At 61.5% G+C, this 23,674-nt stretch carries 28 protein-coding genes; 10 read left to right on the top strand and 18 right to left on the bottom strand.

Annotated elements, in window-relative coordinates; translation table 11 throughout:
• Window positions 1-86: 86 nt before the first annotated feature.
• The 7 genes from AC1D3C_RS11435 to lgt form a co-directional block, all read right to left on the bottom strand.
• Window positions 87-524, bottom strand: coding sequence for a Kazal-type serine protease inhibitor family protein (locus tag AC1D3C_RS11435; protein WP_477482946.1), 438 nt, complete (start codon window positions 522-524; stop codon window positions 87-89).
• Window positions 525-587: 63 nt separating this feature from the next.
• Window positions 588-1,520 (bottom strand): ribose-phosphate pyrophosphokinase, encoded by a 933-nt coding sequence (locus tag AC1D3C_RS11430; RefSeq protein ID WP_038544209.1) that lies wholly within the window; start codon window positions 1,518-1,520, stop codon window positions 588-590.
• A gap of 174 nt (window positions 1,521-1,694) precedes the next feature.
• Entirely contained in the window at window positions 1,695-2,474 is a 780-nt protein-coding gene (locus AC1D3C_RS11425; protein WP_038544207.1) for a hypothetical protein, read from the bottom strand.
• An 81-nt stretch (window positions 2,475-2,555) separates the two neighbouring features.
• Window positions 2,556-3,707 carry a M24 family metallopeptidase gene (locus tag AC1D3C_RS11420; RefSeq protein ID WP_038544206.1) on the bottom strand — a complete coding sequence of 384 codons (1,152 nt, stop codon included), beginning with the start codon at window positions 3,705-3,707 and terminating at the stop codon, window positions 2,556-2,558.
• A gap of 1 nt (window position 3,708) precedes the next feature.
• A complete protein-coding gene (gene pgeF, locus AC1D3C_RS11415; RefSeq protein WP_477482945.1) occupies window positions 3,709-4,503 on the bottom strand; it encodes a peptidoglycan editing factor PgeF in 795 nt (264 codons plus the stop codon).
• Window positions 4,504-4,635: 132 nt separating this feature from the next.
• Window positions 4,636-5,736, bottom strand: coding sequence for a class I SAM-dependent methyltransferase (locus tag AC1D3C_RS11410; RefSeq protein ID WP_477482944.1), 1,101 nt, complete (start codon window positions 5,734-5,736; stop codon window positions 4,636-4,638).
• 14 nt (window positions 5,737-5,750) lie between these two features.
• Complete coding sequence (gene lgt / locus AC1D3C_RS11405) at window positions 5,751-6,575, bottom strand: prolipoprotein diacylglyceryl transferase (RefSeq protein WP_477483018.1); 825 nt, start codon at window positions 6,573-6,575, stop codon at window positions 5,751-5,753.
• A 219-nt stretch (window positions 6,576-6,794) separates the two neighbouring features.
• Here lgt and AC1D3C_RS11400 point away from each other — a divergent pair, with 219 nt between their 5' ends.
• From AC1D3C_RS11400 to AC1D3C_RS11385, 4 genes are all read left to right on the top strand, one after another.
• On the top strand, window positions 6,795-7,049 hold the full coding sequence (locus AC1D3C_RS11400) for an accessory factor UbiK family protein (protein ID WP_007758074.1): 255 nt from the start codon (window positions 6,795-6,797) through the stop codon (window positions 7,047-7,049).
• Between the two features lie 866 nt (window positions 7,050-7,915).
• Window positions 7,916-8,416 carry a type III secretion system chaperone family protein gene (locus tag AC1D3C_RS11395; protein ID WP_038544200.1) on the top strand — a complete coding sequence of 167 codons (501 nt, stop codon included), beginning with the start codon at window positions 7,916-7,918 and terminating at the stop codon, window positions 8,414-8,416.
• Window positions 8,416-9,234 carry a pyrroline-5-carboxylate reductase gene (gene proC / locus AC1D3C_RS11390; protein ID WP_477482943.1) on the top strand — a complete coding sequence of 273 codons (819 nt, stop codon included), beginning with the start codon at window positions 8,416-8,418 and terminating at the stop codon, window positions 9,232-9,234. Before AC1D3C_RS11395 ends, proC begins: the two co-directional genes overlap by 1 nt.
• 10 nt (window positions 9,235-9,244) lie before the next feature.
• The gene (locus AC1D3C_RS11385; RefSeq protein WP_477482942.1) at window positions 9,245-9,586 is read left to right on the top strand and encodes a tRNA-binding protein; all 342 of its coding nucleotides are present in this window, start codon (window positions 9,245-9,247) and stop codon (window positions 9,584-9,586) included.
• Between the two features lie 22 nt (window positions 9,587-9,608).
• Here the strand turns inward: AC1D3C_RS11385 and AC1D3C_RS11380 are convergent, their stop codons facing one another.
• The 5 genes from AC1D3C_RS11380 to AC1D3C_RS11360 all read right to left on the bottom strand — a co-directional run bounded on the left by AC1D3C_RS11380 (window position 9,609) and on the right by AC1D3C_RS11360 (window position 13,703).
• Window positions 9,609-10,190, bottom strand: a complete 582-nt coding sequence (locus AC1D3C_RS11380) for a DUF1349 domain-containing protein (RefSeq protein ID WP_477482941.1) — start codon at window positions 10,188-10,190, stop codon at window positions 9,609-9,611.
• A gap of 17 nt (window positions 10,191-10,207) precedes the next feature.
• A complete protein-coding gene (locus AC1D3C_RS11375) occupies window positions 10,208-11,587 on the bottom strand; it encodes an ATP-binding protein (RefSeq protein ID WP_477482940.1) in 1,380 nt (459 codons plus the stop codon).
• Between the two features lie 31 nt (window positions 11,588-11,618).
• Window positions 11,619-12,317, bottom strand: coding sequence for a response regulator (locus AC1D3C_RS11370; RefSeq protein WP_247036380.1), 699 nt, complete (start codon window positions 12,315-12,317; stop codon window positions 11,619-11,621).
• 14 nt (window positions 12,318-12,331) lie between these two features.
• Window positions 12,332-12,799, bottom strand: a complete 468-nt coding sequence (locus AC1D3C_RS11365; protein WP_157885245.1) for a MarR family winged helix-turn-helix transcriptional regulator — start codon at window positions 12,797-12,799, stop codon at window positions 12,332-12,334.
• A 256-nt stretch (window positions 12,800-13,055) separates the two neighbouring features.
• On the bottom strand, window positions 13,056-13,703 hold the full coding sequence (locus tag AC1D3C_RS11360; protein ID WP_477482939.1) for a DUF1236 domain-containing protein: 648 nt from the start codon (window positions 13,701-13,703) through the stop codon (window positions 13,056-13,058).
• A 169-nt stretch (window positions 13,704-13,872) separates the two neighbouring features.
• Between AC1D3C_RS11360 and AC1D3C_RS11355 the strand changes: the two genes are divergently transcribed.
• On the top strand, window positions 13,873-14,079 hold the full coding sequence (locus AC1D3C_RS11355; protein ID WP_247036384.1) for a hypothetical protein: 207 nt from the start codon (window positions 13,873-13,875) through the stop codon (window positions 14,077-14,079).
• A gap of 71 nt (window positions 14,080-14,150) precedes the next feature.
• The gene (locus AC1D3C_RS11350) at window positions 14,151-14,828 is read left to right on the top strand and encodes an MBL fold metallo-hydrolase (RefSeq protein WP_038544184.1); all 678 of its coding nucleotides are present in this window, start codon (window positions 14,151-14,153) and stop codon (window positions 14,826-14,828) included.
• A 56-nt stretch (window positions 14,829-14,884) separates the two neighbouring features.
• Here the strand turns inward: AC1D3C_RS11350 and AC1D3C_RS11345 are convergent, their stop codons facing one another.
• Together AC1D3C_RS11345 and AC1D3C_RS11340 are read right to left on the bottom strand one after the other, a co-directional pair.
• Window positions 14,885-15,100, bottom strand: a complete 216-nt coding sequence (locus AC1D3C_RS11345; protein WP_003494703.1) for a cold-shock protein — start codon at window positions 15,098-15,100, stop codon at window positions 14,885-14,887.
• A 529-nt stretch (window positions 15,101-15,629) separates the two neighbouring features.
• The gene (locus tag AC1D3C_RS11340; protein ID WP_477482938.1) at window positions 15,630-16,580 is read right to left on the bottom strand and encodes an EAL domain-containing protein; all 951 of its coding nucleotides are present in this window, start codon (window positions 16,578-16,580) and stop codon (window positions 15,630-15,632) included.
• A 217-nt stretch (window positions 16,581-16,797) separates the two neighbouring features.
• Between AC1D3C_RS11340 and AC1D3C_RS11335 the strand changes: the two genes are divergently transcribed.
• The 3 genes from AC1D3C_RS11335 to AC1D3C_RS11325 all read left to right on the top strand — a co-directional run bounded on the left by AC1D3C_RS11335 (window position 16,798) and on the right by AC1D3C_RS11325 (window position 18,766).
• Window positions 16,798-18,000, top strand: a complete 1,203-nt coding sequence (locus AC1D3C_RS11335; protein ID WP_247138082.1) for a pyridoxal phosphate-dependent aminotransferase — start codon at window positions 16,798-16,800, stop codon at window positions 17,998-18,000.
• A 98-nt stretch (window positions 18,001-18,098) separates the two neighbouring features.
• On the top strand, window positions 18,099-18,377 hold the full coding sequence (locus tag AC1D3C_RS11330) for a type II toxin-antitoxin system Phd/YefM family antitoxin (protein WP_038544178.1): 279 nt from the start codon (window positions 18,099-18,101) through the stop codon (window positions 18,375-18,377).
• Window positions 18,378-18,379: 2 nt separating this feature from the next.
• Window positions 18,380-18,766 carry a type II toxin-antitoxin system VapC family toxin gene (locus tag AC1D3C_RS11325; protein ID WP_477483017.1) on the top strand — a complete coding sequence of 129 codons (387 nt, stop codon included), beginning with the start codon at window positions 18,380-18,382 and terminating at the stop codon, window positions 18,764-18,766.
• A gap of 39 nt (window positions 18,767-18,805) precedes the next feature.
• On the opposite strand, the gene AC1D3C_RS11320 is transcribed toward AC1D3C_RS11325, so the two are convergent.
• The 4 genes from AC1D3C_RS11320 to AC1D3C_RS11305 all read right to left on the bottom strand — a co-directional run bounded on the left by AC1D3C_RS11320 (window position 18,806) and on the right by AC1D3C_RS11305 (window position 23,173).
• A complete protein-coding gene (locus AC1D3C_RS11320; protein ID WP_477483016.1) occupies window positions 18,806-20,032 on the bottom strand; it encodes a PQQ-dependent sugar dehydrogenase in 1,227 nt (408 codons plus the stop codon).
• Between the two features lie 206 nt (window positions 20,033-20,238).
• The gene (locus tag AC1D3C_RS11315; RefSeq protein ID WP_038544173.1) at window positions 20,239-20,673 is read right to left on the bottom strand and encodes a DUF3597 domain-containing protein; all 435 of its coding nucleotides are present in this window, start codon (window positions 20,671-20,673) and stop codon (window positions 20,239-20,241) included.
• 105 nt (window positions 20,674-20,778) lie between these two features.
• Window positions 20,779-21,897, bottom strand: coding sequence for a 5-methyltetrahydropteroyltriglutamate--homocysteine S-methyltransferase (locus tag AC1D3C_RS11310; RefSeq protein WP_247036399.1), 1,119 nt, complete (start codon window positions 21,895-21,897; stop codon window positions 20,779-20,781).
• A 169-nt stretch (window positions 21,898-22,066) separates the two neighbouring features.
• On the bottom strand, window positions 22,067-23,173 hold the full coding sequence (locus AC1D3C_RS11305) for a calcium:cation antiporter (protein WP_247036401.1): 1,107 nt from the start codon (window positions 23,171-23,173) through the stop codon (window positions 22,067-22,069).
• A 232-nt stretch (window positions 23,174-23,405) separates the two neighbouring features.
• On the opposite strand from AC1D3C_RS11305, the gene AC1D3C_RS11300 reads away from it, so the two are divergent.
• Window positions 23,406-23,669, top strand: coding sequence for a DUF2188 domain-containing protein (locus AC1D3C_RS11300; protein ID WP_038544166.1), 264 nt, complete (start codon window positions 23,406-23,408; stop codon window positions 23,667-23,669).
• Window positions 23,670-23,674 lie beyond the last annotated feature (5 nt).

The raw sequence follows: 23,674 nt of genomic DNA, 5'->3' as shown, positions 1-23,674 counted from the left end.
ACCGAAGCTTTGGCACAAAGCAAAACGCCGGAACCCTGGTTCCGGCGTTTTCCGCTGATGACTTGTCGTTACCTCAAGCCGGCCTTTTAACGACGGCACTCACCGGAAGCCACGACGCTGAAGCCGGCATTTGCCGCCTCGCAGGCGTTCGGGAAAGTCTGGGTGCGTCCGCCCTGCTGGCCGCAGACGGGACGGTATTCGCGTGTGCAGAAGCCGGGCTGCTCGGGCCTTCCGGGGCGATCCGGGCGACCAGGACGGCCTGGCTGGTTCCAGTCCGGGCGATCCGGGCGATCCGGTCGGTCCGGACGACCGGGCCTGCCGGGTTGGTTCCAATCCGGACGGTCGGGCCGCTGCGGACGATCCCAGTCAGGACGATCAGGCCTCTGAGGACGGTTCCAGTCCGGCCGCGGCCGTTCCGGCGGATAGTAGCCGCCCGGCCTGCTACCGCCGTCGACGCAGGCCGACAGCAACGGAATTAGAAGGAAAATGGCCAGTCTCTTCGAGAGGCCGATAAAGGAAATCATCGCGACTCACCCTCCGTTTGCGTTCGAAGGCGAGTCTATCCAAATACTTGTGACAGAAGAAGGTCAGTCGAACAGGCTGGAGACGGAGGATTCCATTGCCGTGCGGTTGATCGCCTCGCCGAGCAGGTTGGCGGTGGTGATGACCCGGATATTGTGCGCCGACTGGACCGCCGTGGTCGGCTGGATCGAGTCCGTGATCACCAGTTCCTTGAGTTTGGAGGCGCCGATACGCGCAACCGCGCCGCCCGACAGCACGCCGTGGGTGATGTAGGCGGTGACGCTGGTAGCGCCGTTCTTGAGCAGCGCTTCAGCCGCGTTGCAGAGCGTGCCGCCGGAATCGACGATATCGTCGATCAGCAGGCAGTCCTTGCCGTCGACTTCGCCGATGACGTTCATCACCTCGGATTCGCCAGCCCGTTCGCGGCGCTTGTCGACGATTGCCAGCTGACAGTCGATGCGCTTGGCGAGCGCCCGGGCGCGAACAACGCCGCCGACATCGGGCGAGACGACCATGACGTTGTTGAGGTCGTAATGTTCCTTGACGTCGCGTGCGAGCACCGGCACCGCGAAGAGATTGTCGGTCGGGATGTCGAAAAAGCCCTGGATCTGCCCGGCATGCAGGTCGAGCGTCAGGACACGGTCGGCGCCGGCCTCGGTGATCAGGTTGGCGACCAGCTTTGCCGAGATCGGGGTGCGCGGGCCGGCCTTGCGGTCCTGACGGGCGTAACCGAAATACGGCAGGACCGCCGTGATGCGCTTGGCCGACGACCGGCGGAACGCATCGATCATGATCAGCAGTTCCATCAGGTGATCGTTGGTCGGGAAGGACGTGGACTGGATGATGAAGACATCTTCGCCACGCACGTTTTCCTGAATTTCAACGAAGATTTCCTGGTCTGCAAATCGCCTTACGCTGGCTTTTCCGACTGGAACATTAAGATAGCTGCAGATCGCGTCGGCGAGATGCCGGTTCGAATTGCCTGCGAAAACCTTCATTGCGGTCCGCCTGTTTTGAAGCTGGATGCGGGCCTTTTACCGCCGCCGCCTTCGAATGCAAGTGCGTTTCGCGCCCGCTCACCCTTTTTTATGAAGAAACTGTGACCAGTGGCTTTTGAGGTTCAGTAAGAATCGGCCGCCGCGATTGCCCCAAGATAGCCAAAGCCGGATCGATCAGCCTTGGGATTGGCGCCAGGCCACATAGTCCTGGATCGTCTTGGCGGCGATGGTCTCCATGGTCGAAGCCGGAACCGCGGCCCAGGGATCCTGGCCGCTGCCGGGCACGCTCTCCTGGCCCTGCATGCGGTGTAGCCGGGCGCCGGAACTGTCAAGAATGTCCCAGACATAGACGATGGTGACCTTGCCGCTGTCGGAAAAGGCGGAGAAATAACCTTTCAGGATGTGCTCGGTACTGTTGTCGCTCGACGGCCGGATCGTCAGTCCGTTGGCGCGGGCCTGAGCGCCGAGCTGGCGGGACAGCGGGGTGACCGCCTGGACCGGAGCGCCGATGATCGGCAGGAAGCGGACCGTCGGACCGGATGCGGGCGGCAATGAGGCGCTCTGCTGCTGACGGGATTGTTGTTGCTGGGGTGCCGCGGTCGGCTGCTGCGCCTGAGGCTGCTGCATGGTCTGCTGCTGGCCCTGGCTCCCCTGGCCCTCCCATTGCGGCGGCTGGCCGGAGGAGGAGGGCGAGACGGCGCTGCCGGATTCCAGCGCCCGGGCCTGCGCTTCAAGCGTGCTCTGGGGGCCGGATTGATAGCCGCCGCTGCTGTTATAGGTTTCCGGCTGTGCCGAGCGGGCCATGCGGTCGGTTTCGGCCTGGGTGACGGGCGAGGAGGTTCGGGCTCCCCCGCCGCCGACATTCGTCTGTGGCGTCAATGCTTCCGTGGTGTTGCAGGAGGCAAGCGCAACCGCCAGCAGGGCAGCGGACAGCAGTGTTCCGAAAGGCCGCATACCCGTCTCCCGCCACAGATTCCTCGGCAGGAGCTTAGAGTTTGCTTTCCCAAACTGTCAATTGCCTGATTTTTTGAGCATTCAGCGCTGAATGAGCTCCAAAGCATGGCGGGAAAGTGGCTGCGGATCGCCTTCGGTCGTCAGGTAGGTGTGGCCGAGGGTCATCGCCGCGCCGCTGTCGGAATCCATGATGATCATGTGCACGAACAGCGTCATGTCCGGCAAAATCTCCTGAGGATTGCCGAAATGGAACATCTGGTGCTCCATCCAGGAGGGCGAGAAGCGCGCGCCGAGCGAATAACCGCAGGCGTTGAGGCGGTGGCGCGACAGGCCGCGTTCGTCGAGGATGCGGGCATGGGTGTCGAAGACGTCGCCGAATGTCTGACCGGGGCGCAGCACTTCCTCGATCGCCTTGATGGTTTCGAGGCAGGCCTTGTAGAGCTCGCGGTGGCGAGGCGACGGTTCGCCGACGATGACCGTGCGCATCATCGCCGCATGGTAATGCGCAGCTGTTCCCGCCCATTCGAGCGTCAGCTGGTCGGTCGCGTCGAGCTTGCGGCGGCCGGCCTTGTAGCGGCAGAGCAGGGCATCGGCGCCGGAGCCGATGATGAACTCGTTGGCGGGGTAGTCACCGCCGCCGAGAAAGACGGCGCCCTGCATGGCCGCGAGGATTTCCGCCTCGTCGCCGCCGGCCCTGATCAGCGGCAGCGCCGCATCGAGCGCGTCGTCGGCAAGTTCGGCAGCGCGGCGTGCAAAGGCGATTTCCGCCGGGCTTTTGACCAGGCGCAGAGCGCTGACCAGGTAGGAGGCGTCGCTGATCTGGCCGAAGGTGGCGAGTTGGTTATCGAGGAGGCGGGCGATGCGGCCGGTCATGCCGTGGGTATCGTATTCGACGCCGATCCTGGCGCCGAGCAGGTCCATGTCGCTCAACAGGTTCTTGAGGTCGAGGGTCGGATCGGCATTCACCCGGTCGACCCAGACGACGATGTTCTCGACGATCGAGGTGTGGCGGGCCTGGCGCAGGTCGGCGGAGCGGGTGAGCAGTGTCATGCTGCCGTCCGCCTTGACGATCAGGGTCTGGAAAAAGCAGTAGCCGAACGTGTCGTAGCCGGTTAGCCAGTACATGCTTTCCTGGGCGAAGATCAAAAGCGCATCCAGCTTGTCGGCGCGCATCTTCTCCGTCAGCCGCGTCAGCCGGTCGGCGTATTCGCTCCTCTCGAAATGCAGGGCCATATCAATTCTCCTGAAGTGCGATTGCTGAAATCTGACGGCCGTAATCCGGTTCTTTGGCATGGGTGGTGCGGCGGTAGGAATAGAACCGTTCCGCATCCGGATAGGTATCGAGGCCGAGGCTTTCCGCCCGCACCCCGGCATCCCTCAGCCGCCTTATGGTCAGCGAGGGCAGGTCGAACATAGAATGCCCCGTATTCGATGACGATGTGAAGAAGGCCTCATAGGACGGGTCGTAGCCCAGGAACCGCTCGACAAATTCCGGGCCGACCTCGTAGCTCGCCGGGCCGATCGAGGGGCCGAGGACCGCGGTGATGTTTTCCCGCGCGGCGCCCAGCGAGATCATTGCCTCGATGGTGTTTTCGAGCACGCCGGTCAGCGCACCCTTCCAGCCGGCATGGGCGGCACCGATCACGCCGTTCTCGCCGTCGGCAAACAGGATCGGGCCGCAGTCGGCAGCAAGCACGCCGAGTGCCACGCCCGGCACACTCGTCACCATCGCGTCGACCTTCGGCCGTTCGCCGGCATAGGTCTCGTCGACGACGAAGACGTCGGGCGAATGGACCTGGTGGACGGTCGCCAGCTTTTCGACAGGCAGGCCGAACCAGGAGGCCACCCGGTTGCGGTTCTCGATCACCTTCTCACGGTCGTCGTCCGAGCCGATGCCGACGTTGAGACCGGCGTACAAACCTTCGGAAACGCCGCCCTTGCGGGTGAAGAAGCCGTGACGAACACGGGCGCCGGCCCTGTCGTTCAACAGGGGGCTCTCGATCGGCTCCGGCAAGGGTCTGTCCCGCATCGGTGTTATCTATCCCGTTGATTTGAAGAGGTTTTGGGCTTCTCTCAAGGCATGCCCGCTGCTTCGATTTAGGGCGAGAGTGGCGCAAGAAAAGGGCGGATGTCAATCGGTTGATGAATTGACGGTCGCTGTTCACTCCACCGCGCGGAACGGCATCAGCTTCAATGCCGGGCTCGATACCGCGATGACTTTGAAGAGTTCGCCCATCTTGCCGGCACCTTCGCCGGCAAGCCGATCGACGGCGGCGGCGATCAGGCGCTGTTCGGTCGGTTCCTTGTCTTTGGCAAGCGCGGTCGCCCGCTCGGCAAGGCCGAGGCCGAACAGGAAATCACCCTGGTGCAAGCCGCCGTTCAAGTGCACGCCCGTGGAAACGGCAATGCGTGCGAGGTCCTCGAAGTCGACATGGCTGGTGAGATCCGCTTCGCCGGGATTTTCGAGCGGCGGATCGTAGTCATGGTGGCGGATGGCTTGCAGCGTATCGCCGAAGCCGGTGACCAGATGGCCGTAGTCGATGATCAGGGCCGTGCCGCCGAAGGTCCTCAAACRCTCGCACAGCGTCAGCATCACCGCCTGGCGGGCCGGAGACAGTTCGAAGATCGTGCCGTCGGGAATGCCGGCGAGGGGCGAGGGAAGGAGCTGCGGGTCGAGCGTCGCGACGCCGGCGGCAAAGCCGAGTTCATCTTCGGCGTTGAGGCCGACGAGACGTTCGCGAAAACCGGTCGGCGTCTTGACGAACTGGCGGATCGGGATCGCGTCGAATAATTCGTTGGCGGCGATCAGCGTGAAACCTTCGGGGACTTCCTCGAAACTGTCATGCCAGGAAATCTTGGTCGAGAAAGCCTCGAGCGTGATGCGCTGGACGCCGCGCAAACGCTCGCTGGTCTCGACCAGATGCACGTGCAGGTCTTCGAAAAAGCGCGGCGCGATGCGTTTGATCACCCGCAGCATGTCGGTCATCATCGTGCCGCGGCCGGGGCCGATCTCCACCAGCCGGACGCCCGTGGGCGTTCCGTGCTGTTGCCAGGCGTGCACCATGAAGACGCCGATCATCTCGCCGAACAACTGGCTGATCTCCGGCGCGGTGATGAAATCACCGTGACGGCCGAAAGGCTCGCGGGTGCGGTAATAACCGTATTCCGGATCGGCGAGGCACAGCGCGAAATAGTCAGTGACGCTGATCGGGCCGTTGGTGCGGATCAGGGTCTTGATCTTCTCTGTGAGGGGAGTGCTCACCGGGTGTGCCTCCCTCAAGCTTTCGCCGCGGACGTCGCCGCCGCGCGGGCCCGAACAATGGCCCAAAGGCCTGCTGCGATCATCGGCAGCGACAGAACCATGCCCATGGTCAGCCAATTGGTGTCGAGCAGATAACCGAGCTGCGCATCCGGCTCGCGGAAAAATTCCACAAAAATGCGGCAGAGCGCGTAACCGACAACGAAGGTGCCGGCGATGGTGCCAGGGACTTTCAGCGCCTTGAAACGGAAGATCAGCAGGGCGAGGACGAGTACCAGCACGATGCCTTCGAGGCCTGCTTCATAGAGCTGGCTCGGATGGCGCGCGAACGGGCCGCCGGTCGGGAAGACGACTGCCCAGGGCGCGCTGCTGAGGCGTCCCCAGAGTTCGCCGTTGATGAAATTGGCGATGCGGCCGAAGAACAGGCCGAAGGGTACGACGGCTGCGACCGTGTCGAACATGCTCCAGACCGGAATGGTATTGCGGCGGGCGAAGATGATCATCGCGATCGTTGCGCCGATGAAGCCGCCATGGAAGGACATGCCGCCGTTCCAGATCTCGATCGCGCGGATGGGATTCGCGGCCACCGCCGCCATGTCGTAGAAGAGGATATAACCGATGCGGCCGCCAAGCACGATGCCGGCCGCGACCCAGACGAGAAAGTCGTCGAGCTGGGCAGCCGTAATCGGCGACTGGCCGTCTCTCCACAGGGAAGCGTTGGCAGCCAGCCGACGCGCATAAAACCAGCCGAGCATGATGCCGGCGACATAGGCGAGCCCATACCAATGGATGGCGAGCGGGCCGATGGAGAAGGCCACCGGATCGATGTTCGGGAACGGCATCAGAGCGAAAAGATGAAGCGCTTCGTACAAATTACAGGGTCCAACCTAACGGCATTGCGCGGAACATGGCGTTGCGGCCATCGACGGTCAAGGTGAATCTAAGCGAGTGCTCATGCGAACGGTGGATGATGCTTGCAAGCGGCCCGCGCAGGCCCTACTTGAACCCTATGGACATTCGCCGGCCGGATTGCCGGCCAGACGATATGGGAGTTCAGAACCATGGCAACCGGTACGAACCGCATTCTCGACGATTTCGCGCGGCTGATGACCGATGCCGCCGGCGCCGCCCAAGGGGTGCGCAAGGAGGTCGAAACCGCATTTCACGCCCAGGCCGAGCGGTTCCTCAACAGCATGGATATCGTCAAGCGCGAGGAATTCGAGGCAGTCCGCGAAATGGCAGCCCGCGCCCGCGACGAAAACGAAGCGCTGAAGGCGCGGATCGAGGCGCTGGAAGCCAAGCTTTCGGGGCAGTGATCTGCGTTTCCCGGGGACGATCTGCCTCTCTTGCGTAAAATCTAGCACTTAGCTCGTCAGCTAAGATGCTGTTTTTCTTTTCTCCTCCCATGGGGAGAGGAAAAGGGCGTACCCAATACCTTCCCCGCCCTCCCAACCCACGCCTACAATCCCCGTGCTTCCGTCGCCGGAGTGTTTCGCGAGACGTTCGCGGGCAGGCGGGGGCCGGCGCTTTCATCAGAACCGTAACGTGCGGGGATGGTGGAAGAGGTGAAAGCCATGGAGTGCTCGTTGCAAGACGACCATTCCTATCAAGCCTCCCCCGGACAGCCATGTCCGGTTCGGTTGAGCCGTGCAAGTGGCAGGCCTGTCCCGAAAGGATGGGCGAGAACGAAGCCACGCAGCGAGGCGAGATGATCACCTGTAGGGGCCGGAAGCCCCGACAAGACGCCGAAGGCCACGCGAATGCGGAGCCATATTATTATTTCACTATGAGGTTCCGCATTCGTGTGGGCTCTCCGATCGAACCGTGCCGAACAGATTTTCGGCGCGGGCGCAGGTGTTGAAACAAAAAAGTGACACCCTGTGGACACTGTCAAAAAAGCCAGCGTCCAGAGTCGCTTATGACTCGGTTCTGATCTCCGCTGCGAACCATGTTTCAAGTTTTGCCCATGTAAAAACCGATGGAGGGGCTGGCAGCCGGACTCCGTCTAGGTACACTGATTTTAAAGGATGATTCGAAACGGCTTGGTAAGCTCCAGACAGGGTGGCTGCGTTATTCTGGAAGCGTCGGACGATCATCGACAGTGTTGTTCCCGGTTACTGTTCGCGTGTTTTTGGCGTTTTACCGCACGAATTCGCATTCATTCCGGTCAAGAAGGTGCCGCATGACGCTTATGGAAATGGAAATCGAACGCCAGTCGAATCCGGTCGATATGATCGAATTCGTTGCTGCCTCGAACGACTGGACGTTCGAACGGTCGGGTGAAGACGAGATCGCCATGACCGTGGAAGGCCGCTGGACGGACTACCATGTTTCCTTCTCCTGGATGGAGGAGTTCGAAGCGCTGCATCTCGCCTGCGCTTTCGACATCAAGATCCCCGACGCTCGCGTCAACGAGGTCATCCGCCTGCTGAGCCACGTCAACGGCCAGGTGCTGATGGGCCATTTCGACGTATGGCGCCAGGAAGACGTGGTCATCTTCCGGCAGTCGCTGCTGTTGGCAGGCGGCGCCGAACCCAACAACCAGCAGGTCGAAGTGCTGCTTTCGAGTGCGCTCGATGCCTGCGAATCCTATTATCAGGCGTTCCAGTTTGTCGTATGGTCGGGCATGGAGGCGAAGGCCGCCATGGAAGCCGTTCTGTTCGAAACCGTGGGCGAGTGCTGATGGCCTCTGGTCAGTTGGGATCCATCATCCTGGTCGGCGCCGGCAATATGGGCGGCGCCATGCTATCGGGTTGGCTGAAAAAGGGCGTGCCCGGCGCGTCCGTGACGGTCATCGACCCATCGCCTTCCGATGCGATGAAAACGATGATGTCCGAGGCCGGTGCGCATCACTTTACCGCGCTTCCCGGCGATACGTCCGCTGATATCCTGTTTCTCGCGGTCAAACCGCAGCTGATGGATGCCGTCCTGCCGCCGTTGAAGCCGGTCGTCGGTTCCGGCACGGTCGTCGTTTCGGTTGCGGCCGGCAAGACGCTCGCTTATCTCGAAAAGCATCTCGGCGAAGCCGCCATGGTGCGTGCCATGCCGAATACGCCAGCCATGATCGGCCGCGGCGTCACCGGCGCCTATGCCAATCCCAAGGTCACTGAAGCCCAGCGCGAAGCGGTGCAATCGCTGCTCAAGGTCAGCGGGCCGGTGGAATGGGTTTCAAGCGAAGCGGATATCGATGCGGTGACCGCCGTTTCAGGCAGCGGCCCGGCCTATGTGTTCTATCTCGTGGAGTGCATGGCGGAAGCGGGCCGGAAAGCGGGCCTGCCGGCGGACCTCGCCATGCGGCTTGCGCGGGAAACTGTCTCGGGGGCTGGCGAGCTCCTTCACCAGTCCCCGGACGACGCTTCCAGGCTTCGCCAGAACGTCACCTCGCCGAACGGCACGACGGCTGCGGCACTTGCCGTGCTGATGGCCGACGACGGCATGCAGCCGCTGTTCGACAAGGCGATCGCGGCTGCCCGCGACAGAGCCGAAGAACTCGGCGCCTGAGTGAGTTCGAATGGCTGAGGACATCACCTATTCCGACTTCGAAAAGGTGGACATCCGCGTCGGCACGATCGTCGAGGCCGAGGTTTTTCCGGAAGCCCGCAAGCCAGCCTTCAAGCTGAAGATCGATTTCGGCCCGGAGATCGGCATCAAGAAATCGTCGGCACAGATCACCGTGCATTATACGCTGGAAACGCTGATCGGACGGCAGGTGCTCGGCGTCGTCAATTTCCCGCCGCGGCAGATCGGGCCGTTCCGCTCGGAAGTGCTGACCCTCGGCTTCGAGGACGAGAACGGCGCGATCGTGCTTGCCGCCGTCGAGCAGCCGGTGCCGAACGGCGGTAAGCTGATGTAACCCTTGTGCGCAGGGCATATCGTCAGTGGATATCGCGGCTCTCGACATCGCCGAGGCTGAACGACCGGAACTCCACCTCGAAACCTTCGCGTTGCGGCGAGCAGAAGGTCATGCCGACGGAGAGGTCGGTGAGTTCGGGTGGGAAGAAAGCGAGCCGCGCCATGCGCCAGTCGGGCTGTGTGCCGGTTCGGTACTGGACAAAGAGGGCGTCGCCCATGCGGGTGACGCGGACGGAAATTTCCTCGAAATCGTCGGTGAGCCGGAAGGCGGACCAGTCGGAGTGGCCGTTGGTCACCACGACGCTGAAATGGCGGGCGCCATCGGTGAATTCGATGCCGCATTTCATCCAGTGTTTTTCGTCATGACGGATCATCAGCCCGGCCTGATCGTAGAGCGCCTCGTACCTCCCGACGAAGGAGGTTTCGGCGGTGAAGTCGCCCTTTCGGCTCCGATGGAGGAAGTGACCGCTGTCGCGATGAAAGCCGTAATAGGTGCCCTGCCAGAAATCGGTTTCCAGGCCGGAGCGGGCGATCAGTCGACCATCCTGCTTGCGGCTTTCGGGCGGCGGGTTCAGCCAGGACATCTCGGAAAGATCGATCGGCATCGGTTCCTCGTCAATGATCAGGCGGGGACGCGTACGACGGCACGCAAGCCGCCCCGCGGGCTGTCGGCGAGCGTGACGTTGCCGCCATGGGCGCGGGCGATGTCGCGAGCGATCGCCAGGCCGAGGCCGGTGCCGGACGCGTTGAGGTTGCGGGCCTCGTCGAGGCGGTAGAACGGCTTGAAGACATCCTCGCGCGACCCTGCCGGAATGCCGGGGCCGTCGTCGTCGAGCGTCAGCGTCAGCCATTTGGCGCTGTGACGCGCGTCCACATGCAGCGATTTGGCGTAACGCTCGCTGTTGGACACGAGGTTGGCGACCAGCCGGGTGAAGGCGTTGGGGCGCACGGCGATCTCGTCCTCGCCGCCGATCTCGTAGGTCATGGTCTTGCCATGCAAGGTAAATTCCAGGCACAGCTTTTCCAGTAGCTCACTCAGACGCAGCTCGCCAAAGTCCTCTTCAGCTTCGCCCTTGGCGAAGGCGAGATAACCTTCCAGCATCGACTGCATATCGTCGACGTCCTGGCCCATGCCGGCCAGTTCCGGCTTGTTGCCGGCGAGCGCCAGCTGCAGCTTGAAGCGGGTGAGGATGGTCCTCAAGTCGTGGCTGATGCCGGCGAGCATGGCGGTGCGCTGTTCCATCTGCCGCTCGATGCGTTCGCGCATCTGGATGAAGGCAAGGCCGGCGCGACGGATCTCTTCGGCGCCGCGCGGCGAAAAGCCATCGGTCTTCTGCCCCTTGCCGAAGCTTTCGGCAGCGCTTGCAAGCGTCAGGATCGGCCGGATCTGGCCGCGCAGGAAAAGAATCGAGATGATGACCAGTACGAAAGCGGCGCCGATCATCCAGACGAGGAAGATATGTGTGTTCGAGGCATAGGTTGAGCCGCGGCGGACGAAAACGCGCAACACCCTGGTATCGAACTTGATGCGGATCTCGACGAGCCGGCTGTCGCCCACTGTATCGATCCAGAAGGGCATCTGGATTTGGCGGGTGATCTGCTCGGCGAGGATATCGTCGAGGATGGCGAAGAAGGGACGGGAGCGGGGCGGCGGCAGCTGGCTGTTTTCCTCGACCGCGATGGTGAGGTTCAACGCGTCGCTGGCGATGCGGCTGATGGCATCATAGTTGCTATCCTGGGGATAGGCCTGGATCACCTCGATAATGCCGGCGATATCGCGGACGGTGCTTTCCGACAGGCGTTCGGTGACCATGCGCCAGTGCCGTTCCATGAAGACGGAGGCGACGACGCCCTGCAGAAGCAGCATCGGCAGGATGACGATCAAAAGCGAGCGGGTGTAGAGCCCGGTCGGCAGGCGGCGGCGCAGCCAGCGGGTCATCGGCCGCCAGCCCGGCAAAGTGAGCCGGTCCATGTCGCGCTTCAGAGAGTCGAAAAATGCCATCCTGCCTTCAGCCTGTGCCGGGTCTCTTCGGCTAATCGATACTCAGCCTGTATCCGATGCCGCGCACCGTCTGGAGGTAGACGGGGTTGGCCGGATCCTCCTCGATCTTACGCCGCAAACGATTGATCTGCACGTCGATCGTGCGCTCGCCGACCTCCGCGTCATCGCCGATCAGCTCGTGGCGGGGAATGGTATCGCCGGCGCGCAGCGCGAAAAGAAGCATGATCTCCTGTTCGCGATCGGTCAGCCGGATGGTTTCGGCGGCCCTGCGCAATTCCTTGCGCGGGATCGAGAAGGTGAAGGGGCCGAACATGATCTGCTCGATCTTCGGCGTATCAGGCGAAGTGCTGCGGCGCAGGATATTGTTGATGCGCAGGACCAGTTCGCGCGGATCGAAGGGTTTCGACAGATAATCGTCGGCGCCCGCTTCGAGACCGGCGATGCGGGATTCCGATTCGGCGCGGGCGGTCAGCAGGATCACCGGCACCGTCTTCTTCTGGTAGAGGGACTGGGTGAGCGAAATGCCGGATTCGCCGGGCATCATCACGTCGAGGATGATCAGATCGAAATGCAGGCCTTCGAGCTTGCGGCGGGCCTCGGCTGCATCGCCGGCGACGGTGATGCGAAACCCCTGTTCCATCAGGTAGCGGTTCAGGAGATCGCGGATACGCGTGTCGTCGTCGACCACGAGAAGATGAGGCGCATCGTCGGAAGGCTGCAGTTTCGTCATCTCAAAGGTCCCACTTAATCCATATCGCTGTCGACAGGCTCGAGGCTTTCGTCGCGGCCGCGCATGCGGCGCAGGAATTCCTTGACCGAGGCCCGCGTGTCCGGGGTCAGTTCCTCCATGGCGCGAGCGATACGGCGCGATTGCGGCTCGGAAAGGGCGAGCGCCAGTTCACGGCCTGCAAGGGTCGGGTAGAGCCTGCGCTGGCGGCGATCCTTGGCGCCGGCCATCTGGCGAATATAACCCGATTCGATCAATTGCTTGAGGACGCGCGCGAGGCTCTGCTTGGTGATCTGCAGCGTATCGAGAAGGTCGGTGACCATCATGCCCGGTTGGCGGGATACGAAATAGACGACGCGGTGGTGGGCGCGGCCCATGCCGATCTTGGCGAGGATCGCATCCGGATCGGACACGAAATCACGGTAGGCGAAGAAAAGCAGTTCGATGGTCTCGAAGTCGATCTGGGCTTCGTCGACTGCCGGCATTGTCGGCAGGACCTTCTTGACGGCTTTTCCCGTCGATGCGCGCGACACTCGCGTTTCCTTTCCCTTTATGGCTCTTGTGGCCCACGCTCAGATGCCCGTGGAGCCGAAGCTCTTATTTGCTGATTTCACAGTGTAACCTGACGCATGTCATAAAGCGCGAACAGGCTGAACAATCAACAGCATTTGTTGGGGAAGGCGAGTGGCCGCGGGCCATGGGACAAGGGCGCTGCCAGACAGCGCCCCTTTGCGATAAAGCTCACTCGTAGATGTGGACGATGCGGCGGGTGCCGGGATCGACAAGAACCGGGCGGTCGTTGACCACGACATAATCATAATCGTAATCGGGCACTTGCCGGACCACGACACCGGGCGGCAACGTCGCGCCGATCGCCACTTCGTTGCGGACATAGACCGGCTCGGCCGGGTGCTCTTCTATATAGCTGATCACGGTTTCCGGCGGGTCGACAGGCGCGACGGCGCCGACTGGGCCGAGCAGGATATCGCCCGGACCGGGGACGGGGGCCGGCGGAGCGACGCTTGCGGTCGTCTCATAGGTGACGGACGGCACTTCGTACTGGGTGCGATATTCCTCAACCGCGACCGCCGAGCCGTTGTGGCGGATTGTCAGGTATTCCGCGTAGACCCAGCCGCGCATGCCGTTGACGTCGATGCGGCACCATTTGCTACCCTTGAGGCAACCGTCCATCATCGCCGGGCTGCCGCGGGTGGCCATCCCGATTTCGGGATAGTTCTGGCCGGGACCGGAGCGGACGATGATGTCCGAGGCGGTCGTGGTGGTCATCTGCGCCTGGGCGGGCAGGGCGAGGGCCGAAAGGACGGCGCCGAGGCCCAGCCATGTCAGGTCCCGCCACTTCAATTCCGGGCATTTCAACCAAGTCGTCATGGATTTTCTCCTCATGTTGACTGGCAGGGTAACACCCCGCGTGTCCCGGTGGTTCCGCCGAATGCGGGTGGATTCTGCAAGCTGTGGCGGGGGTGCCACAGCTATAAAGAGGCACGGAACCTTTATGCCGCCAGTCCATTGATCCCGCCATAAACACCGGAGAGACCTCATGACGACCCAGACGATGACCGCCCAGACCTTTGCCGCGCTGCCCCCGATCCGGATGGAAACATTGAGCCCCTCCCATCCGCTCAAGAGCTTGCTGATGACTGTTTTCGTGCTGAAGATCTTGGTTGCGGCTTTCCTGATCGCCACCGTATCGCTCGCGCCGCCGGTTTCCCCTGACGCGCATTACACGACCCTTGCCTCGAATTGATCTTTTCGGCTGAAATGCCCTGCGTTTATCGGTATACCCCCGGCGAGCATCATCGTTTAGGCCGAGGCACCATGGGCAAGTTACAGGCCGGTATCATTCCGGTTACGCCATTCCAGCAGAACTGCACGATCCTCTTCGACGACGAGACTAAAGAGGGCGTGGTCGTCGATCCGGGCGGCGATGTACCAACCATTCTTCAGGTCATCGAGGAAAATGGCGTCACCCTCAAGGAGATCTGGTTGACACACGGGCATATCGACCATGCGGGCGGCGCGGACGAATTGCGCGAAGCGCTCGGCATCCAGGTGATCGGTCCCCACGAGGCGGACCTGCCGTTGCTGCAGCGCCTTGAGACGCAGGCGGAAAAATTCGGGGTGAAGATGGCGGTGCGCAACGTCGTGCCGGACCGCTGGCTGAACGAAGGAGACAAGGTTTCGTTCGGCGAGCATGTGTTCGAGATCTTCCATTGCCCCGGACATGCGCCCGGGCACGTGATCTACTACAACCGGGCCCAGGGTTTTGCACATCTCGGCGACGTGTTGTTCAACGGCTCGATCGGGCGCACGGATCTGCCGGGCGGAGACCACGATACGCTACTCGCCTCGATCCGCGACAAGGTTCTACCGCTCGGCGACGAGGTCGGATTCATCTGCGGCCACGGGCCGGGCAGCAGGATCGGCGACGAACGGCGCACCAATCCATTCCTGCGCGGCCTCGGTGGACCGAAGCCGCAACACACGTCGGTTTAAAAAAAACCCGGCATCTTCTGCCGGGCTTCAACTCGAAATGGCAAGCCTCGGAAGGCTTAGCCGGCGATCTGCAGATTGACGGCCTTGGGGCCTTTGCCGCGACGATCCGGTTCCGTGTCGAAGCTTACTTTCTGGTTTTCCGACAATCCGGACAGGCCGGAAGCCTGTACGGCAGAGATATGAACAAAGATATCGGCGCCACCATTGTCAGGCTTGATAAAGCCGAAGCCTTTGTCGGTATTGAAGAATTTTACAGTGCCAGTCTCGGCCATGCAGCAGGTCCTTTTCTCTCTGTCCGTGTTCAGCGGCGGACAGCATCACAGTGTAGCCCCGAAGGGCGGCGGCAGGCAGCTTTAAGAAAGGGTCCCTGTCTTTACCGCGATGACCGGAAGGAATTGCTTTGAAATCTCCGCCCCCGGTCTACCGCCCGAAGTCTTAGCGCCTTCGGAGCGCGTCATTATAGGTCTTCCCATGCTCGTAAATTGCCCGAACTTGCACAGAGTGCTGTGTTTATCGAAAATTGGCAAGAAAAAGTTTTTTGAACTGTTGCCACAATGAGAAATTGCAGATCGCCAGAACCCCTGAAAATGCGGGCTTTGCGCGTTTCTTTGCGCCCCGGGAACGCAAATCCATCGCCGGCAATGCTTCCTTAACCCTGTTCTGTGCCATTTTGGCGCTAAGGGCGCGAAAAGAAAAAATTTCGCCATTCAAAGGTTTCAGGCGGCGCGAAGGCTGCTTAGGTATCGATGATCGCCGCCACGGCGGCAGCCGTCCAGGGCGTGAAAATTGCCGTTTGCCGCATCATTCGCTGCTGGATTGCCGGCGGCCGAAGGCGCGGGCAGGTCTTGCGAATACCGGCTTTGCGAGAACCGGAGGAGGGGCAACGACCGCGGCCCGGCTGATGCCGAGCGTGATGTCGTTGCCGCCTGCCTGGGGCGGCGCGAAGTCGGCAAAACTTTCCGGAAAGTTCTCGTTGAATGTCGTCGGTGCCAGTTCGGGCCGGGCAAGGGCATAACCCTGCATCAGCGGCACGCCCAGTTCCTCGCACAGATCCACCTGCCAGAGCTCTTCGAGCCCTTCGAAGATGGGGTCGATACCATCGTCGAGCATCTGCCGGACGATGACGCGCAGCAGCGCGTAACCGGCGGAATTGTCGAGGAAGTCGCGCACCCAGGCGGCCTCGAATTTCACGTAGTCCGGCTTGATGCGCTTCAGACGGTCGAGATCGGAATCGCGGGCGCCGTAGTCGTCGATGGCGATGCGAAAGCCGACCGCCTGCATGTGCTCGGTGAAGGCGACGACAATGTCGTCCGACGCACCGGATCTTTCGGAGATTTCGCAGACGATCCGATCGGGCGCCAGGCCAGCCTCGTGGCTGGCGACCTTGATGCGATCGACTTCCTGGCGCATTTCCTGGGACGTGCGGAAGAGGCCGGGATGGAACTTGACGAAGATCCCGGCGCGGGACCGGTTCAGCCGGCCGGTGTTCAAGATGTGAATGGTGCGCAGGATGCTGTCGACATCGGCCATGTCGACCGGGGACACGAGCGGAAAGAACTCGGCCGGCGACACCGGTTCGTTGTCGCGGGAGGCGCGCAGCAGACCCTCGAAAGCTTCGATTTCAAGGCCGGTTTCCGGACCGGAGCGAAGGATCGGCTGCAGCGCGGATTGCAGCAGGAAAGGGCCGTAGACGGTGGAAAACGACCCGTTGTCGCTGCGAACCAGATTGGCGAAGATGCTTCTCGGCGTCATGCCCGTGCCCGTCGATTTCCGTTATCCATCCCTTCTGGTTGTAGCAGCCAAGGGTTACGCGGCTGTAAACAAGGTTTCGAAGGTTTTAATCAGCTTCTTTCATGGTTCTCATTCAAGCTTTGTGCTTGAAACGGCGTCATAGTTTAGACATAGAGCGTACGGGCGGTTTTCGGCGCGCGATGCCGCCTTGTTCCAACAGCTCTTCAGGACGAAGATTATGGCCTTTCTTGCCGACGCACTTTCCCGCGTAAAGCCCTCTGCCACCATCGCCGTTTCCCAGAAAGCCCGCGACCTGAAAGCAAAGGGCCGCGACGTAATCGGGCTCGGCGCAGGCGAGCCGGATTTCGATACGCCGGAAAACATCAAGAAAGCCGCCATCGACGCGATCAATCGCGGCGAGACCAAATATCCGCCGGTCTCCGGCATTCCGCAGCTTCGCGAGGCGATCGCCAAGAAGTTCAAGCGCGAAAACAATCTCGACTACACGCCGGCCCAGACGATCGTCGGCACTGGCGGAAAGCAGATTCTTTTCAACGCCTTCATGGCGACCTTGAACCCTGGCGATGAAGTCATCATCACCGCACCCTACTGGGTTTCCTATCCGGAGATGGTTGCCATCTGCGGTGGTACCTCGGTGATCATCAAGGCGAGCCAGGAAAACAACTTCAAGGTGACAGCCGCCGATCTTGAAAAGGCGATCACGCCGAAGACCAAGTGGTTCCTGTTCAATTCGCCGTCCAACCCGTCGGGCGCGGCCTACAGCCATGACGAACTCAAGGCGTTGACCGATGTGCTCCTCAAGCACGAGCATGTCTGGGTGCTGACCGACGACATGTACGAGCACCTGACCTACGGCGACTTCAAGTTCGTCTCGCCGGCGGAAGTGGAGCCGAAGCTCTACAACCGCACGCTGACGATGAACGGCGTTTCCAAGGCCTATGCGATGACCGGCTGGCGTATCGGTTATGCGGCCGGCCCGCTCGAACTGATCAAGGCGATGGATATGATCCAAGGCCAGCAGACGTCAGGCGCCTGCACGATCGCCCAGTGGGCTTCCGTCGAGGCGCTCAACGGTCCGCAGGATTTCATCCCGCAGAACAAGAAGATCTTCGAAGGCCGCCGCGACCTGGTGGTATCGATGCTGAACCAGGCGAAGGGCATCGTCTGCCCGTCTCCGGAAGGCGCCTTCTACGTCTACCCGTCCTGCGCCGGTCTGATCGGCAAGACTTCGCCGTCGGGCAAGGTCATGGAGACCGACGAGGATTTCGTCACCGAGCTTCTGGAAACCGAAGGCGTGGCCGTCGTCCACGGTTCGGCCTTCGGCCTCGGCCCCAATTTCCGCATTTCCTATGCGGCTTCGGAAGAACAGCTCGAAGAAGCCTGCAAGCGGATCCAGCGCTTCTGCGCAAACTGCAAGTAAGCTCTGGCGATTTCTGCACGAAGCCCGCCGGCGACGGCGGGCTTCGTTGCTTTCAGGCGTCCGTTGACCACGGGGGCGACCGGACATACATTTCGGTTATGAAAACCGTTTCTCTTCGCGAAGCTCAGGACCGTCTCGACGAACTTGCCCAGGATGTGGAGCAGGGCGAGACCGTGACGGTGACACGGGACGGCAAGCCGGTGTTCGATATCGTGCCGCATATCGAGGCAGTGGAACCGGAAAAGAAGGGCGGCATCAATCTTGAGGCGGCGCAAGCCTATCTGCGCGCCAGGGGTATTACCAATCCCTTCCCGTATATCGCCGACGACTTCGACGATCCGCTGCCGGAAGATTTCCTGCTGAGGCCGCTGCCTTAGTGATGCGATGTCTGCTCGACACACATATGGTCATTGCCGTTCTGCGGAACGACATCCATCAACGTTTTCCTGAAGCGGGCAGTCTGGTTATTTCGCAAGGCTTTTCTGGATTCGTCAGCGTCGCCAGCCTTTGGGAAATCGCAATTAAATCCCGATTGGGAAAGCTGGATCCCGGAATGGAGTTGGATGCCATGCCGGGAGCCGCGAATGATACGGGCCTCACCATCCTGCCCATCGACATCCCGCATGTTATCACCGCCGCCGAGCCGGAACCTGATACGCGCGATCCCTTCGACCGGCTTCTGTTGGCGCAATGCCAGGTCGAAGGGCTGCAGCTCGTGACGATCGACCGGGCGCTTGTCGGGCATCGTCTGGCATTCAAATTCTAGGTGAGGCGGCATCCGAGGGCGCCGCCTGCCGAATGCTCATCAGCTCTTGGTCAACTTCACGATCGTCGATTCCCCGCCGCCGCGCTGTTCGGTCACCGCATAAACGGCGCCGTCGGGGCCGACCTTGACGTCGCGGATGCGGGCGCCGAGCGGTACGCGTTCCTCATAGGCCACCTTGTCGCCGTCCATGTGGACCACTACGATGCCCTGGGCGACGAGGCCGCCGATCAGGAAGGAATTTTTCCATTCCGGGATGGCGTCGCCGTCATAATAGGCCATGCCGGACGGAGCGATCACCGGGTCCCAGAAATAGACCGGCTGTTCCGTCTCCTTCATGGCGGTGATGCCCTTGCCGATCGGCCTGCCGCTATAGTCGATGCCGTAGGTGACTTCCGGCCAGCCGTAATTCTTGCCGGCTTCCGGGCGGTTCAGTTCGTCGCCGCCGCGTGGACCGTGTTCTACTGTCCAGAGACGGCCCTGGCCGTCGAGGGTGGCGGACTGCAGGTTGCGGTGCCCGAGCGACCAGATTTCCGGCCGGGCGCCCTGGCGGTCGACGAACGGATTGTCGGGCAGCGCCTTGCCGTTCATGTCGATGCGAAAGATCTTGCCGAGGCCGCTCGCGATATCCTGGGCCTGTACGCGCGGTTGCGGATCGGAACGCTCGCCGACCGTCACGTAGAGCTCGTTCTTGGGCCCGAAGACGAGGCGTGAGCCGAAATGCTTGTTGCCGTCGTAGCTCGGCATCTGGCGGAAGATGACTTTGAGATTTTCCAGCCTGCCGCCGCCGCGATCGTCAGGAACGAGCTTGGCCGAGGCGACCGACGTGCCGTTGCCGTCGTCGCGCTGTTCGGAGAAGGAGAAGAAGATCATGCCCGAGGTCGCAAAATCCGGGACAAGCGCCACGTCGAGCAGGCCGCCCTGGCCGCCGGAAAGCACTTTCGGCACACCTTCGATCTTCGGTCCCGCTTCGCCTTCCTCCGAGATGATGTGCATGGCACCCTGCTTGGCGGTTACCAGCATGCGGCCGTCGGGCAGGAATTCCATCGCCCAGAGATGCGGCAGGCCGTCGGCGATCACTTCCTGGGTGATCTTCGGCATCCGGGCCGGCTGCGGAGCACGCGTCTGGTTGGCGAAGGCGGGTTTCTGGTCGCGAGCGTTTGGCGCTTTGGTTTCCGCGGGCTGGCCGGCGTTTTGGGCAAAAACGGGGCCGGCGACCAAGGCAAGCGAGAGGGCCGAACCGGTCAGGAGAAGACTGAGGCGTTTCATCATGGACTCCCTTTCAATGGGCGGATTACCGCCGAGGCCTGCAATGACACCCCGCACGCGGCGAAGGGGTATCGGGCAATGGCCTTCATCTAGGGCGTTCATCGGCAAGCGCCGAACACAGTTCGTTCAAGATTATTTTATTGACGTGCCGTGAACAAAAGCCCGCCGGTGAAAGCGGGCTCGATGCGTTCGGGGGAGGTCGAGGATCAGTCGGCGAGTTCAGCCGGGACCTTGCCACCGTTTTCGGCGAGTTTTTTCATCAGCGCCTTGTGGAGCCAGACGTTCATTGTCGCGGAGTCGTTGGTGTCGCCGGTATAGTGCAGCTCGGCGGCCAGTTCCTTGCGGGCGGTGAGGCTGGAGTCCAGATCGAGGGCCTTCATCAGGTCGACGATCGACTTGCGCCAATCGAGCTTCTGACCACTCTTCTTGACGGCGGCGTCGAGTATGGGCGTGATGTCGACCGGAGCCGACGAGGAGGGGGCTGCGGGCGCTGCCGATGGGATCGGCGTCGGATTGGCCATCGGTGCAGCGGATGCGGAAACCGGAGCGGCGGGTTTCAGAGGTTCGGCGGGCGTGGCGGACTGCGCCGCTTCGGCATGACCGCCCCAAATCGCGTTCTTGATCTTGTCGAATATACCCATTTTAAAAGTCTCCCTGAGTTTATTTGTCAGGAGAACGTCGGGCGGTGACGCGAATTCTCAAGAGCCGGCCGCAGTTAAATCGATACCTGCGGCCGGAGGAGTGGATCAGGCCGTGCCCCAGATGGCTTCGGCGGTCTGAACGACGAGTTCCAGCTTGCGCTTCTGGTCGTCCTCGGTGATCGAATTGCCTTCTTCGGTCGAGGCGAAACCGCATTGCGGCGCAATGCCGAGCTGGTCGATGTCGACGAACTTGGAGGCTTCGTCGAAGTGGCGGCGCAGCGAGTCGAGCGTTTCCAGTTCACCGGTCTTGGTGGTGATGAAGCCAGGATAGACGCGCTGCTTGGAACCCTTCTGGAGCAGGCTCAGCGGCTGCAGGCCGCCGGCGCGCTCGGTGTCGTATTCCATGAAGAACATGTCGACGCCGGTCTTGTTGAAGATCGCGTCGGCCGCTGCATCGTAGCCGCCTTCGGCAGCCCAGGTGGAGCGGAAGTTGCCGCGGCACATATGCATGCCGATCAGCATGTCCTTCGGGCGATCCTTGATCGCTTCATGCATGGTCAATGCGTATTTCTCGATCAGCCAGTCCGGATCATAGCCTTCCTCACGCTTCATGGCGCGCTGCTTCTCGTCGCCGAGATAGGCGAAGTAGATGTCGTCCATCTGCAGATAACGGCAGCCGGCGTCGTAGAACTTCTGCACGGCCTTGGCATAGGTGCGGGCGAGAGCTGCGAACAGCGCTTCCTGATCCTGGTATTCCGGATAGGTGACGTCAGCACGAGCGGTGCGGTAATGGGCGACGCTCGGGCCGGGGATGGAGATTTTCGGCGTCACCTTGGTGTTGGCGGCGAGGAACTTGAAGTGTTCCAGATGCGGGTGATCGTCCGGGAAGTCGAGCTTGCCGTTGATGGTCGGGAAGGTCGGCGGCAGTTTGACGCCGTGGAAGGTGACGCCTTTGTGGGCTTCGCGGGTGACGAATTCCATGCCGTCGAGCAGGCCGAGGAAGTCGTAGTGCCAGAAGTGGCGACGGGCTTCGCCGTCGGTCACGACCTTCAGGCCGACGCTTTCCTGCAGCTTGACGAGTTCCCGGATGCCTTCGTCTTCGACGGCCTTCAACTCGTCCGCGGAAATGCTCTTGTCTTCATAGAACTTCTTGCGGGCGTCCTTGACGGACGCGGGACGCAGCAGCGAACCGACGTGGTCGGCTCTGTAGGGAGGTGTAGACATTTGAAATCTCCTTCATGCGCAACATGGTGATCGCGCCCATTGCTGGACAACCGGCTGTGAAGCCGGCCTTCGCCGCGGCGGACACGACCATATTTCAGACATTGATTCAACCTCTTCACGACCCGATTCCGTTCCCGCGCGCAAGCCTTTGACGCGGAATCTTTTTCGCTTAGAGGCCCAGTGCCGTCAGCATCACGAATGTCGCAAAGAGAACGAAGTGGGTCATGCCCTCGATGGCGTTCGTCTGCCCGTCGTTGAGGTTGATCGCGGCGGCGATCAGGGTGACGGTGACCATGACGGTCTGGACCGGCGTCATCGCCATGACGAACGGCTGGCCACTGTAGAGCGCGATGCCCTCCATGACAGGCACGGTGAGGATGACGGTCGACAGCGACGCGCCCATGGCGATGTTGACGACGGACTGCATGCGGTTGCGCAGTGCCGCGCGCAGGGCGGTCAGGATTTCGGGCGCTGCGGAAATCGCCGCAACCACGACAGCCATCAATGTCAGCGGTGCCCCGCTGCCCTCCAACCCGGCATTCATGAGCGTAGACATGAATTCGGCAAGGAAGCCGATGATCAGGACGCCGACAAGAATGACGCCGATGGAGATCGCCGCGGATTCATGCTCGGCTTCCGCCTGCGGCGCCTGTGTGCCGGTTGGCGGCTTCGCAGCGCGCGGATAGGTGTAGCTGAAGAAATAGCTGTGCGGCCCGACCTGCATCTTCAGGAATACCGCATAGAGCGCGATCATCGCGCAGATCGTGAAGGCGGAATAATAGTGCCAGCGGTCGCCGGGGATGAATTCCGGGACGATCATGGAAATGCCCATGGCGGTCAGGATCATCACGCTGTAGGTGCGGCTGGAATCGTCGTTATAGGGCTGCTCGCCATGGCGCAGGCCGCCGAGCAGGGCGGCGAGGCCGAGGATGCCGTTGATGTCGAGCATGACGGCCGCATAGATCGTGTCGCGCACCAGGGTAGGGGAACTGGTGTTTCCCATCATGATGGCGAGGATCAGCACCTCGACCGCTACCGCCGACAGCGTCAGGATCATCGTGCCATAGGGATCGCCGACCTTGTGGGCGAGTATTTCGGCATGGTGGGCGACACGGGTGGAGGCGAGGATGATGATGCCGATCAGGACGGCCGCGGCGATCAGCGACGCCGTTTTGCCGGCCTCGAGCACGGAATGCTCAATGGAATAAGCGACGAAACCAGCCGCCAGCGCGACGATGAGAAACCTTTCCTGCTTCAGCAGGGACAACAAACCCACATTCTGCTCCTGACCTTGGCCGATGACAATCTAATGCGGCAACCTACGGCATCAAGCACGGTTCCGCTTTCGCCTCGAAGATTTGCGGTCGGCGGTCTTTGATGCCATAATTTATGACGTGATTTGCGATGTGGCTTGGAACTTCGTGGCACCTTTTCAATTTTTCACGCCGATGCCGCGACAGGACAAGGATCCGAATGGATCAAGGCAGCCATGAAAGACAGGAGGGAGTATGACCAAGGTTACCTATAAAGTCGTGCCGCATGATGGCGGCTGGGCCTATCGGCAAGGCGACGTCTATTCGGAAACCTTTCCTAGCCATTCAGACGCTTTGCAGGCGGCCCGCATCGTAGCGGCCGAACAGCAAGTCGGCGGAGAGCCGGAAGAAATCAGCTGGCAGGACGAAAAGGGCATCTGGCACACCGAATACAGCGAGGGTGGCGACCGGCCCGAGGCCGAGGTCATGGATGGCGACGAGGCGCCGACCACCCACTGAAAACG

This window comes from Neorhizobium sp. P1_A6, from assembly GCF_056406795.1.
Note: the sequence above shows the minus strand (reverse complement) of the source record. Positions and strands in the feature narration are given on the sequence as shown.